This window comes from Acinetobacter sp. Ac_5812, assembly GCF_013072695.1.
In the GTDB taxonomy this organism is placed as follows: Bacteria; Pseudomonadota; Gammaproteobacteria; order Pseudomonadales; family Moraxellaceae; genus Acinetobacter.
In genome coordinates this window covers 49,492-62,929 of the sequence record NZ_LXUK01000024.1, presented here as the reverse complement: position 1 = coordinate 62,929, position 13,438 = coordinate 49,492, and the positions used below count along the sequence as shown (strand labels likewise).

At 39.4% G+C, this 13,438-nt stretch carries 11 protein-coding genes; 5 read left to right on the top strand and 6 right to left on the bottom strand.

Features of this window, described 5'->3' with window-relative positions:
- Positions 1-20: 20 nt before the first annotated feature.
- Positions 21-650, bottom strand: coding sequence for a TetR/AcrR family transcriptional regulator (locus A7P55_RS18740; protein WP_171553341.1), 630 nt, complete (start codon positions 648-650; stop codon positions 21-23).
- A gap of 110 nt (positions 651-760) precedes the next feature.
- Between A7P55_RS18740 and A7P55_RS18735 the strand changes: the two genes are divergently transcribed.
- On the top strand, positions 761-1,228 hold the full coding sequence (locus A7P55_RS18735; protein ID WP_171553340.1) for a hotdog fold domain-containing protein: 468 nt from the start codon (positions 761-763) through the stop codon (positions 1,226-1,228).
- Positions 1,229-1,282: 54 nt separating this feature from the next.
- Here the strand turns inward: A7P55_RS18735 and A7P55_RS18730 are convergent, their stop codons facing one another.
- Positions 1,283-2,377 carry an acyl-CoA desaturase gene (locus A7P55_RS18730; RefSeq protein WP_070076810.1) on the bottom strand — a complete coding sequence of 365 codons (1,095 nt, stop codon included), beginning with the start codon at positions 2,375-2,377 and terminating at the stop codon, positions 1,283-1,285.
- 14 nt (positions 2,378-2,391) lie between these two features.
- On the bottom strand, positions 2,392-3,459 hold the full coding sequence (locus A7P55_RS18725; protein WP_171553339.1) for a ferredoxin reductase: 1,068 nt from the start codon (positions 3,457-3,459) through the stop codon (positions 2,392-2,394).
- A 140-nt stretch (positions 3,460-3,599) separates the two neighbouring features.
- Here A7P55_RS18725 and fabR point away from each other — a divergent pair, with 140 nt between their 5' ends.
- The 3 genes from fabR (at position 3,600) to dps (ending at position 6,110) form a co-directional block, all read left to right on the top strand.
- A complete protein-coding gene (gene fabR, locus A7P55_RS18720) occupies positions 3,600-4,295 on the top strand; it encodes an HTH-type transcriptional repressor FabR (RefSeq protein WP_005202301.1) in 696 nt (231 codons plus the stop codon).
- Between the two features lie 86 nt (positions 4,296-4,381).
- Entirely contained in the window at positions 4,382-5,398 is a 1,017-nt protein-coding gene (locus A7P55_RS18715) for an AI-2E family transporter (protein WP_171553338.1), read from the top strand.
- A gap of 217 nt (positions 5,399-5,615) precedes the next feature.
- Positions 5,616-6,110, top strand: a complete 495-nt coding sequence (gene dps / locus A7P55_RS18710; protein WP_004801316.1) for a DNA starvation/stationary phase protection protein Dps — start codon at positions 5,616-5,618, stop codon at positions 6,108-6,110.
- 55 nt (positions 6,111-6,165) lie between these two features.
- On the opposite strand, the gene A7P55_RS18705 is transcribed toward dps, so the two are convergent.
- Positions 6,166-7,422 (bottom strand): outer membrane protein transport protein, encoded by a 1,257-nt coding sequence (locus tag A7P55_RS18705; protein ID WP_171553337.1) that lies wholly within the window; start codon positions 7,420-7,422, stop codon positions 6,166-6,168.
- A gap of 126 nt (positions 7,423-7,548) precedes the next feature.
- Positions 7,549-9,252, bottom strand: coding sequence for an AMP-binding protein (locus tag A7P55_RS18700; protein WP_171553336.1), 1,704 nt, complete (start codon positions 9,250-9,252; stop codon positions 7,549-7,551).
- Positions 9,253-9,682: 430 nt separating this feature from the next.
- On the opposite strand from A7P55_RS18700, the gene A7P55_RS18695 reads away from it, so the two are divergent.
- Positions 9,683-10,495, top strand: coding sequence for an enoyl-CoA hydratase-related protein (locus tag A7P55_RS18695; RefSeq protein WP_171553335.1), 813 nt, complete (start codon positions 9,683-9,685; stop codon positions 10,493-10,495).
- A 94-nt stretch (positions 10,496-10,589) separates the two neighbouring features.
- Here the strand turns inward: A7P55_RS18695 and rapA are convergent, their stop codons facing one another.
- A complete protein-coding gene (gene rapA / locus A7P55_RS18690; RefSeq protein WP_171553334.1) occupies positions 10,590-13,427 on the bottom strand; it encodes an RNA polymerase-associated protein RapA in 2,838 nt (945 codons plus the stop codon).
- Positions 13,428-13,438: the final 11 nt, after the last annotated feature.

The window sequence follows — 13,438 nt, the reverse complement described above, 5'->3', positions numbered from 1 at the left end:
TCCTGATCGTTGTTATCTGATTAAGCTTGGCTCAAATGTTGTAATGAATCCCAAGCTGCTTGAGCCAAAGTCTCACGATACGCTTTGGGATTAGTCACGACTTTTTCAGAGAGCCAAGCGCGGCAATAACTTTCAGTTGCACCAATCACCAAAGACATCATTAGCTCTGTTGGCACTGATTTTAATAAACTGGCATCAGCATAGTTTGAAATATAGCCAATGATGTTTTGATTTCTCAGTTTATTTTTGTCATTTAAGACTTGTCGATATTCACCCTGCCGTACACTCAAGTGAGCAAATAATAGAAACTGCGCAAACTTGGGCTGATCAGAAACCCAGTCGATATAACTATAAATCAGCGCATAGAGTAGTTCTTTGAGTGATTTTGCTTCTTTTAAGTATTGGTCACGCAATTGTGCTTGATCATCCAACGCAGCAAACACTAGTGCTGCAATCACCCCTTCTTTATTCTTAAAGTGATGATAAATCGCCCCCACGCTACTGTCAGATTTGTCACGAATCATTTCAATACTGGTGGTGTCCAAACCATATTCAAGAAAGCACGACAAAGCATCCAGCAAAATCTGTCGTTTTAATAAAGACCTGCGTTGTGGATATAAACGTTCTAATAATCGCTGAGCTGCCTGCATGCTTTCATCAAAATAACCAATAATCGGAACTATTGTGTATGACTTGACCATAGCTTGTAAACAGAATTATATTCTGTTTAAGAATTTAATTCTGTATTAGGACATTTAAAATGGCAAGCACCTTAGATTTATGGAATAAAGTATCGGCCTTACCTGCAGGTAAATGGACATTCTCCCGAATGCTGTGCCTTAAAGCGCCGTATTTCAGCAGTATCTCTCCCTTATTTGAGGAGCTAAAACCCAATTCCTGCAAAATCAGTATCAAGAAAAAACGGAGCGTGTTGAATCATATTGGTACAGTTCATGCAATCGCGATGTGTAACATGGCAGAACTTGCGGGTGGGACCATGACTGAAGTGACTGTACCCACAACCCATCGCTGGATTCCCAAAGGCATGACGGTTGAATATTTAAAGAAGGCTGAAACCGATTTGATTGCGATTGCTAGCCCTGTTGATGAGCATTACGATTGGGACAAAGCTGGTGAATACTTGGTCAATGTTGATGTCGTGGATCAGCAGAATGAAAAAGTTTTCCATGCCACTATCACCATGTGGATTTCAAAAAAGAAGAAATAAAATAAAAAAAGCCCTGAAGCGTATGCATTCAGGGCTTTTCTAGGTTGTTATGGTTTACTTTTTAAAAGGCAGTGCATATTTAAAAATACGCCCAACTACTTCACCAAACTGCTTCACAAAGCTGGCATTATTATAATGCAACCCATATTTTTCACACACCGCCTGTACTTTCGGTGCAACTTGACGATAGCGACGTGCAGGAATATCAGGGAATAAATGATGCTCAATTTGATGACTCAAATGTCCCGTTAAGATATGAAAGGCTTCTGAACCAGTCAGATTGGATGAACCACGGATCTGGCGCATATACCAATGCCCACGGCTTTCATCTTGCAATACGGCTTTTGGGAAGACTTCAACATCTTTGGTAAAGTGACCACAGAAAATAATACTGAAGGTCCAGACATTGCGAATCCCGTTCGCCACCAAGTTGCCAGTAAATACAGGAATCGCCGCAGGACCAGCAATCAATGGAAAGAACACATAGTCCTTAAACATTTGCTTGAGGATTTTCTTTTGCGCAGGCTGCCATTCACGTTTGAATTGCGCCATGGTTTTACGCTTATACAGTACTTTACCTAATTCAAGGTTTTGCACTGCAACTCCCCATTGGAACAACAGGCTAAATGGCACAATATACATCGGCTGAATTAAAGTGAACTTTGACCAGCGTTGTTCAGGGAACAAACGAAATACACCATAACCGACATCATCATCCATACCTTTTACATTGGTATAGGTATGATGCTTATAGTTATGGGTTTGACGCCAGTTATCTGAGGTTCCGACCGTATCCCACTCATAGGTTTGACCATTGAATTTCGGATCATTCATCCAGTCATACTGACCGTGCATGACATTATGACCCAACTCCATGTTTTCCATGATTTTGGCAAAACCGAGCAAGCCTGTCCCGAGTAACCATGCTGGCGGAAACCAGCCTAGAAATAAACAAGCACGTCCAGCCAGACTACTATATCGAATGGTGGAATAGACACGGCGGATATATTTGGCATCTTTCTCGCCTAAATCGTCTAATACTTCTTGTTTGATTTGATCGAGTTCACGAGCAAAAGCATCTAATTCTGCAGCAGTTAAATCACGATTTTTGGGATTTTTAAAAAATTCCATCTTAACAGGCATGTTCATAATCAATTACTCTCTTATAGATCAATCACAAGATCAGACTGGGCTGAATTGACACAAATTTTTAATAGCTGTGTTGGTTCATTATTGGCTGCACCATTCAACAAATTTTTGGTTGCGCCTTGTGCTTTATTACAGGCACATTTATTACAAATCCCCATACGGCAACCATGATTTGGCTTGATCCCTTGATGTTCTAAGCTAGACAGAATCGATTGACCTTTAGGAATGGCAATGGTTTTATTGGATTGGGTCAAGGTGACATTGATAAAGCCTGTATCCGCTGCATCCACATCAAATTGACTCAAGCTAAAAGCTTCTGTTTGCAGTGCAGCGGCGTCTTGGAACAAACTTTCTGCTGTTGCCGCAAAACCCGATGATCCGCAAGCATAGACTGTGGTTTCAGCTAAATCACGGATTTGATCAACATGACTTTGATTTAAACGTTGGTCTTGTTCTTGGGTATAAAAAATTTGGGCACTAAAATTTGAAAAATTTTCAGATACTTCTTTCAGATATTCGGCATAAGCAGCATCGGCATGGGTTTTAACCCAATACATCAATTGGACGGATGTTGTATTCAATTGTTTTGACTGACATAACGCTTCAATCAAACTCAACATCGGGGTGATACCACTCCCTGCTGCCAGCAATACTAAATGTGGTGTTGCAACGGTCTGCTGCATCTCACCATAGGGTTGGCCCAAACGTAAGATATCCCCAGTTTGGCTGCCTTCAACCAACCACGAACTGACTAAGCCTTGATCCACTTTTTTCACGGTTAAACAGAGATGATCAGCATCCACCTGCATCAAACTATAAGTACGCTCATAGTGACGACCCGCAATATCAACCGTCACAGGGTGATGCTGCCCCGCAACACCACGAGCAACATGCCGGTTGCATTGCAGAATAAGACTGACGGTGTCTTTTGCCACGATTTGTTTTTTTACGATTTTGGCTAGAGACTGATTAATGGACCACAATGGATTGATTTTCTGTAACCAAAAATTGGCGTCATGGCTGTTCATCACACTGTGAGCCAACGAATTAAATAGAGAATTTCTCTTTTCAATTGCTTGCATGAGCAGGTTTACTCTGGTTGTTTGCTAATTATTATACATGTGTATATATATTTGTATATACACTCGTATAAGAATTTACATTTCACAAGTTCACTGACAATCGCTATAATCCCGAGTAGCTTACTTATATATTGAAAACAATGGTTCATTCTTCTTTTTTACCGCTCGGCCATGACAACTTAAACGAACAAGATGTCATTCCTATGAAATCTCCTGTGCGCTCAGTAGGTAGAAAAGCAACCATTACCAAAGAAGAGTTGTTTCAAGCCACGCTCAACTTGATTGGCCCACAAAAAAGTATCGCCTCACTCAGCTTACGTGAGATTGCACGCGAAGCAGGTATTGCACCAAATAGTTTCTATCGTCATTTTAAAGACATTGATGAACTGGCAATTGCCTTGATTGATCAATCTGGCTTGGTACTACGCCGTATTATTCGTGAAGCGCGTTTACAGGCTTCAAAGCAGCAAAGCATTATCCGTAGTTCAGTTGAAGTGTTTATTCAACAATTGAATACCGACGAAGGCAATCTGAGTTTGTTATTACGCGAGGGCTACACGGGTTCTACTTCGTATAAAGCAGCGGTTGACCGTCAACTCAACTTCTTTCAGCAAGAGCTGCAAGAAGACCTGATTCGTTTAGAACGTTTGAATAACAGTAAGCTCAGTCATGCTGATCTTGCAGCCAAAGCTATTACGCAATTGGTGTTCAACATGGGCGCAAAAGTGCTGGATCTGCCTGCGGAACAACGCACTGAAGTGGCAGAACAAACCATGGTCATGATTCGTATGATTCTAGAAGGCGCGCGTCATATCAATGAAATGGAAATTGATTAATTGATCGCAGCACAATAGGATAGATGTCATCAAAATCATATGTTTGTTCTTTAACATAACAACAACTTAAACTAGGCATCTAGAGCATGAATCTACTCAGTGACCGTCAAAGTATCATCGCCAGCTTTATCCTGATGGCTTTGTTTTTAATGATGGTCATTCCCCTGCATTTACTTCCGAGTTTTTTTGCAGGTTTTCTGGTCTTTGAAATTATTAACAGTTTAAGTTCAATTGTTGAAAAACATATTGATGGTCAACGCGCACGTATCTTTATCAGTATTATTCTGGGTATTTTAACCACCTTCCTGATTGGCTTTTTTATTACCAGTTTAATTAGCTTTGTGATCTATGATTTAAAAGGGACTGGACTGAATTCCTTTAACTTTAAGATCGATCAAACACTGATTAAATTCCAAGAGGAAATGAGTCATTACCTGCCGGGTTATTTGCCACATAGCGTGGCGGATATCAAGAATCAGATTCTGTCTTTTATCAAAAATAATATTTCGATCGTCAAAAATACTGGGACCGATATTCTGCATAATCTCGCCACGATGGTGATTGGTCTGATTGTTGGTATTTTGGTGTCGATCCAGAATTTTAAACAACATGCACCACAACCTGCATTTAAAGCAGCTGTGCTGCATCGTATTCAGAAGCTTTCTGTTTCTTTTAAAAATGTGGTCTTTGCTCAAGTGAAAATTTCACTGATCAATACCGTATTATTTATGATCTTTGTCTTTATCGTTCTGCCGATCTTCAATATCCATTTACCTTTTGCCAAAACACTGACCATTCTGACCTTTATTTTTGGTCTACTGCCGATTATTGGCAATCTGATTTCAAATACTTTGATCATTATGGCGGGTTTGACCATTTCCCTGTCTGTGGCAGCCATCGCATTGGCCTATCTGGTGATCATTCATAAGCTGGAATACTTCGTCAATGCCAAAATCATTGGCACCAAAATTAATGCCAGTGCTTGGGAAGTGTTATTGGCGATGCTCATTTTCGAGTCGATTTTTGGTCTCAGCGGTCTGATTGTTGCACCGATTTTCTATGCCTATATCAAATTGGAATCTAAGGATGCAGGGCTAATTTAAGCCATTTTTTAACAATTTTAAAAGAAGTCTAACAGATGGAAGCATCATTGCATCTGAATCAAAACCAATAAAATCAAAAACAGAATTGATGATAAGTAAACTTACAAAAGCCTAGAAAACGAAAACACTCAAACCTCAATTCAAGCGATAAGCTAGTCACCAAATGAATGGTTTTTATTCACGATGTTTCATCACATTATAATTGAATGAGGTAACTATGAATTCTTCAACAGCGAAAGCTTTAAAAGTATATACACGTAATAATTTAGATGACTCAATTAAAGAGTCCACAGTAAAAATTTTAAATCAAATCCTTGCTAACCTGATTGACCTGTCCTTATTGACTAAACAGGCGCATTGGAACATGCGGGGTAGCAACTTTATTGCAGTGCATGAAATGTTAGATACCTTCCGTACTTCGCTAATCACTCACTTAGACAATGTTGCAGAGCGTGCGGTACAGATCGGTGGAACAGCGCTCGGAACAACCCAAACGGTTGCTGAAACCTCACATCTCAAGCCATACCCTGTTGCCATTCATGCCGTACAAGATCATCTTAAAGAGTTGGCGGATCGTTATGGTGTGGTCGCCAACCATCTGCGTGATACCATTGATGAGATTCAAGACCCAATTTCTGAAGATATTATCCATGCAGCCTTAGAAGATCTGGATCAATATTTATGGTTCTTGGAAGCCAATATTGATCACTAAATCAATAGACAAAAAAAGAGGACGTTAATCGTCCTCTTTTTTTATTACTGAAACCTTAAAAACGATATCCGAGTTTTAACCCGTAACCCCAAAGATAGTTATCTTCAAATTTAGCAATGGATTTAGATGTTCCAAATGTTGATGCCGTCTGAGCATCCGCACTGCCAATTTGAAGATATTTTAGTCCTCCTGTGATGAAATACTGATTATTGGGGCTATACTGCATACCCAAGCCAGCTCCCCAATAGCCCTTAGTTGGCCCTAAGCTAGAGGCAGGATGCCCTGCCCCAGAATCCCATAATAGAGAACCATTAGTAGACCATTGTTGATTCACCTTATAACCTAAACCGATGCTGGCTGAGAGCTGATCTTTGGCATAGGTCAATAAATCAAAGCCATTCGGATTATCAGGTGCTAAACCTTGTTTTCCTAAAACTTCAGAAATATCTCCAAATTTTGCAGGTCTAAAGGAAAATTGCTTCCAGTTCACCCATCGAATGGAACTCAACATAAGCCATTGCGGTGCTAATGCAGTTTGTAAATCAAGATTCAGAGATTGAGGTGTAATCACCTTAGTTTTTGATTGTTCATTGAAATAGGCAGATGAGGGATCATTTGCGTCAATTGCTAGAATATTACTTTGCCCAAACTCATTGGTTGCAAGTTGATGGGTTATTTTGGAACGATAGCTTATCGCTGCCTTTGATGCATTTTTTGGGGTCTGGTAAGAAATACCTGCGATATATCCTGTGGCTGCTCCCTCATGTAAATTTGCATTATAGTGTCCTAATGCATTCGTTCCACCACCTGCAGTTCCACGAATCTGTATATTGGTTTGAAATGTTTGATAAGCACCACCTAAAAACATATTCCAGTTCTGATCAGGCTGGTAACCTACTAATAAAGTGATATTTTTTGCACTGGCCGCCACCTTTGTATTCTGCCTATCGCTGTAAAATAAACCAGACTCATCTGTTCGATGCGGATCTGAAACTGCAAAGGCGACATCTGCGCCAAATGGCTCATCATAAATCAATCCAAAAGAAAAATTTGGATTTAGTTGAAGCTTAAGCGCCGTCTGAACTGAGTAATAACTTTCAGCCATATCACTGATGACACCACTCCCATTTGCATTGTTGGCTTTACCAGAGATTGTGGGATCTATGACTGAGATACCTGCTTCAAAATAGTTATCATTCTGTAAAAAAGCAGAAATCGGTTGAGCTGTTCTTTCTAAGCCTGCTGCAAAAACAAAAGTTACAGGCAAACAGAGGGTTAGAGTGGCCAGCTTTATTCTGTAATTCATCACCATCGTATTTCCTTTATTAAAATAATTTTAGTTGTTCCATTCACTTAAGGAGGAAATATATTTATATAGGTGCGGAAAATGGCTTAAGAAAAGCAAAATCTATTTCTTTTCTCAAGCACTATGATGCTTTTATTCCCACACAATGGATCTATTTTGATTTGCCCAAGATTCAAGATAAGGCTCATATTTTTCTTCGATCTTGTTCCGTTTTATTTTCATGGTAGGGGTCAACAAATCGTTTTCCATTGTCCACGGTTCATCAATCACAACCATAAAACCGAGCCTTTCATGGGGCTCTAATGATTTATTTATATTTTCTTTTAATTCATTAATTGCTAATTCAACCACTTCACGTTTATTCCCATGATTCAACTGAGCTCGAACCTCTTCAGCTAACATCATAAATGCCACGGGTTGATGCTGACTTGAGCCACCGACACAAACAGATTCAATGAAATCATGGGCAGCTATTTTTTGTTCAATCGGTACTGGCTTAACATATTTTCCTTTTGACGTTTTAAAAATGTCTTTTACTCGCCCTGTAATTTTTAAACAGCCAGTATCATCAATAATGCCCATGTCCCCCGTCCTAAAAAAACCATCTTCCATCATATCTTCAGCTGTTTTTTCGGGATTCTTGTAATAACCCAACATCGTTCCTGGACTCTTGACCAAAATCTCTCCATTTCCATCGATTTTACATTCCACTCTAGAGTGAGCATGCCCAACATAGCCACTTTGATATTGCCCAACTCTGGTAAGATGAGAATAACCACAATTTTCAGTCATTCCATAAATTTCAAGTAGTTCCAATCCTAAATTTCGGTACCATCTAATTACGCTTGCAGATAAGGGTGCTGAGCCAGTGAGTGCCACTCGAATATGATTTAAGCCCAACTTACTCAATAATTTTTTCTTTAAAACGCCACTCAATACGGGTAACTTAAAAATCATACGTTGCATTGATGGAGAAATCTTATGATTAATTCCAGATTGAAATTTAATCCACAAACGAGGTACTGTAAGAAAAACCGTTGGTTTCGCTCGCTTTAAATCTTCAATAAATGTCTCTTGAGAATTAGAAAAATAAATAGTGCAAGCATTAACTATTGGAATAGATTGAATTAAGATCCGTTCCGCAATATGAGCAAGAGGCAAATGAGAAATTAAGCGATCATTTGAATTAATTTCAAACGCGTTTTTCAACTCTTCTACAGGTGAAAGTAAAGTCTCAAAACTTTGCATCACACCTTTCGGCCTTCCTGTACTACCCGAAGTATAAATAATAGTTGCAACCTCTTTGGCATTAGGAAAATCGATTTGTTTCAAAGGATCAGTTATAGAAACTATTTCTTTCCATGTTAATCCATCAAACTCAGGTGCTTGTGGCAAACAAATGCATGGCATATTTTTTGGAATTACATTTTTCACCTCATTCCAGCTCTCTCCTACGGCATCCAACTTTCCAATAAATAAAAGTTTTGCTTCACTATGCTCTAACACATATTTAATGCCTTCACTATTGAAGGTACTATACAATGGAACTGAAATATGCCCTGCCAGCCAGATTGCTAGGTCAGCCATGATCCAATGGGCACTATTCTTCCCCAAAATAGCAATTTTACTTTTTGGCTCAAGCCCTAATTTATTGATATATGTCGCCATACAACGAACTTGGTGCGCGACTTGAGCCCATGTGTAGTGCTCAACCTTTCCATTCGGTAAAGGTTGTATCAAATAATCTTTATGAGGTTTTTCCTTTTCCCAATGTGCTAGATAGTGAATATGTGTAGCTGAAACATCAAAGTGAACACTCGTGTTATTTTTTTCCATTTAAAATCCTTTATCATCTTGATAATAAAAATGAATGAAATTTATTTAAAACCGTCAAAATTTAAAATACACTCACAGAGTAATAATCAAACACAAATTATCCAACACGTTCCCAATTTACATTTAAAAAAATATTTTTCAACAAACATAAATTTAAAATCATTCAATACGAATTTAAAATAAATAAAAATAACAAAAAACTCCAAAAACCAGTATTAATTTAGCCACAAAAAATTAAATAAATGCACAATAAACATTAAAGTTAAAATATAAATACATTTTAGGACATTATCAGCAAAACACTTGCATAACATTAACAAAAAATATTATTAGTATTGAAACACAAACAATCAACACCCTAAAACCGTCAACAGGAATTCTTAAATTAAAAGTTAAGAGTTATTTTTGTTAAAACTAAAGGTGTACAACAATGTTGGCTTATTTAAAAAATCAAAACCCACATCTACATTTTGATTTAATAGATGGTATTTTAACTATTTCAATTATACGTTCCGAAGCTAAAAATGCGTTAACTAGTGAGATGTATACGCAACTTGCTCAAGCACTTATAGATGCTGATAAAAAAAATGATATACGCGTGATTATTCTTCGAGGTAATGAAACAGATTTTACTGCTGGCAATGATATGAATTATTTTTTATCTTTCGCTCAAATACAACACGTCAATATGGATAGATCTATTTCTCCTCCATTCCAATTCTTAAAAGCTTTAGCTCAATGTTCAAAACCGATTGTTGCCGCAATTCGGGGATGTGCTATAGGAGTTGGTGTAACACTTTTATTTCATTGCGATTTAGTCTTTGCAGAAGACAATGCTATATTTCAACTCCCATTCGTTAATTTAGGTCTCTCTGTAGAAGGTGCCACGAGCTTATTTATGGCTCCACAATCTGGCTATCATCTCGCAGCCGAATTACTACTTACAGGTCAAAAATTTAATGCTGAAAAAGCTTTAAGGGCTCGACTTATTAATGAAATTGTTCCTGATGCTTATACACATGCTCAGCAACAAGCTCAAAAGATGGTAAAACTTCCATTATCATCACTTAAAATCATCAAAAAACAAATTAAGTTTCCACTTGAACAAATTATCCAATGCATTGACCAAGAAGCAGAAATTGTAGCAAATCGGGTTAAATCCCAAGAAACCCGTGAAGCTGTAACTTCGTTCTTACAAAAACGATCACCTGAGTTTCGGCAGTTTGATAAAAATTATTCGTAAAAAATTATAGTGTAATAAGCTCATACATTCAGCGAATAAACCTTCAAAATAAAAAAGCACCTGATCTCTCAAGTGCTTTTTATTCAATTGCAAGTTAAGGCTTAACCACAACCAAAACTTGAATCGCTTCTGGTGTCACAGAAAGACCATCTAACAGACCCAAGCCCTCTTTCTGGAATTTCTGTAAACGCTCAATTTCATCTTGGCGAATACTTGGATTAAATTGCTTCAGATAGCTTAAACGGTCAATTTCATACTGCCATTTACCACTGTAGTGCTCTTTAGCCTGTTGCATTAATTCAGGCAATGATCCCTTCGCAATCTCTAAAGCTTGCGCATAGCGTGACTCAATCACTTCACGGCGTGCTTTCACCACTTGACGGCAACTATTGCCATCTAGATGATGCAGGTACGGACGTAAAATACTTGGATCAATCTTGGTCGATAAATCCTGACCATTTTCACTGAGCAATACACGAATCAATTGCTTCGGTAAGCTTGATGGCAAGTTCAATGCCTTCGGTGCAACCACATCAACCTTAAACCACACTTCCAACAAGACTGAACCTTGTTTTAGTGCATTCGATTTCAGCAAGGCCACATTGGTACTACCGAATGATTGTGTGCGGATCATTTCCATCACACTTTCAATAAACGGATGTTCCAAAGTCAAATATTGCGCATCTTCACGAATTTGTGCCTGATCACGATAGAAGGTCGCCGTCATGCCCTCTTCATCCAAGCTAATGCCTTGAACTTGCATCTGATCAGTCGGCTTGATGATCACCGTACCATTGCTTTGCTCATCAAAGTCAATATTGGTGGATGACATGAAACGCTTCACAAACATTGGCAAAGTGGTGTTGTCATCATAATCTTCAAGCGCTTGTACAATGCCTTGCGCAACCACTGGACGACACGAGTTGTACTCAAGCAAACGGTCACGACCTGCCTGTAACTCAGCTTCCAAGGCTTGGCGCTGTACATTGACTTCTTCAAGTAGATTTTCAAAAGTCTGACCTTGATCGGCCAATAAACAATCTTTCAATTCAACAATAAAATTCTCTTGTAGCGTTTGCGCCGTCGGAGAAATACTGCTGAAAATATTGAGTGCTTCGTTGTACCAACGGAACATACGTTCTTGTGCTGTGCCCATCAAATACGGCACATGAATTTGAATACGATTTTCCTGACCAATACGGTCCAGACGGCCAATTCGTTGTTCCAATACGTCAGGGTTTGCAGGCAGATCAAATAAGATCAAATCACTGGCAAACTGGAAGTTACGCCCTTCCGAACCAATTTCTGAACACAATAGGATTTGAGCGCCATAACTATCTTCCGCAAAATATGCCGCAGCTTGGTCACGCTCTAATAAACTCATGCCCTCATGGAACATTGCGGTACGAATACCCGCATGTAAACGTAGAACATTTTCCAATGCTTCTACCACTGGCCCGCTGCGTGCAATCAACAACACTTTTTTGTGTTTTAAATCTTTGCGCAGCACTTCCATCAACCAAGGCACACGCGGATCATTTTCCATCCATGCGCCATCGAGTTGACCTTCTTCTGGCCACATTTGCTCACGCATTTTGCCATCAAATGACCAATCTTCTGGTGCTGGTAAAGGTGCTGGCTGGCAATCACGACCAGGGAAGCCTTGAATCGCTTCACGGGTGTTACGGAACAAGATACGACCTGTACCATGACGGTCTAATAATTCATGAATCGCACGCATACGCTGTTCAGGCTGATCATCAATACGATGACCCAATAAGCCATCCAGTGCAGCAAGATGCTCTTCTGTTAATGCTTGATCTGACATCAACACTTCTGCAATTTTTGCAGTATGTTGATATTGTTCTTCTTCATCAAGGAAGCGATCGAGACTACTGAAACGTTGCGGATCGAGTAAACGAAGTCGGGCAAAATGACTTTCTACACCAAGCTGTTCAGGGGTTGCGGTGAGCAGTAACACACCTTCGGTCTGTTCAGCCAATTCTTCGACCAAATCATAACGATCATTGCCACCTTCTTCTTCACTCCACATCAAATGATGGGCTTCATCGACCACCAATAGATCAAAACCTGCTTCCATGGCTTGTTCACGTAAATCATCGTGGTCAACCATCAAATCAACACTGGCAATAATACATTGCTCAGTCAAGAATGGATTCAGATCAGGATCATGTTCTTTGATCGAAGCAGTACGGGTTAAGTCGAACAGCGAGAATTGCAAATTGAAACGGCGACGCATTTCAATCATCCACTGATATTGCAAAGAATCAGGCACTAAAATCAGAATACGTTCTGAACGTCCTGTTTTCAGTTGTTGATGAATGATCAGACCTGCTTCAATGGTTTTACCTAGGCCCACTTCATCCGCTAACAAGACACGTGGTGCAAAACGCTTACCGACTTCATGCGCGATATAAAGCTGGTGGGGAATCAAACCCACGCGCGCACCAAGAAAACCACGTAAAGGGCTGGTGTGCATTTGTGCTTGCAACAACATCGCTTCAATGCGTAGGTCATACCATTCTTTATAATCAACTTGGCTGGCTAACAAACGTTCTAAAGGTTTTGACAGCTGGATCTGTGCACCGATACGGGTTTCATTCAGTGACTTACGTTCTTGTTCACCATTTTCAAGGCTACGAACCACATCGTAACGCAGTACGCCATGACGATCTTCGATCGACTCGACAGTCCACTTAATGCCTTCTTGGTCTTGTACTTCATCATTGATATTAAAGATGATGCGAGATAAAGGCGCATTGTTGCGTGCATAAACACGAGTTTCATCACTTTTAGGGAATAAAATGCTGATAGAACGTTCATCTACATCAATAAGAACCCCTAAACCGAGTTCAGTTTCAGTATCTGATAACCAACGTTGACCAATAGCAAACTGCTGCAATTTTTCCACCTTTATCTCAA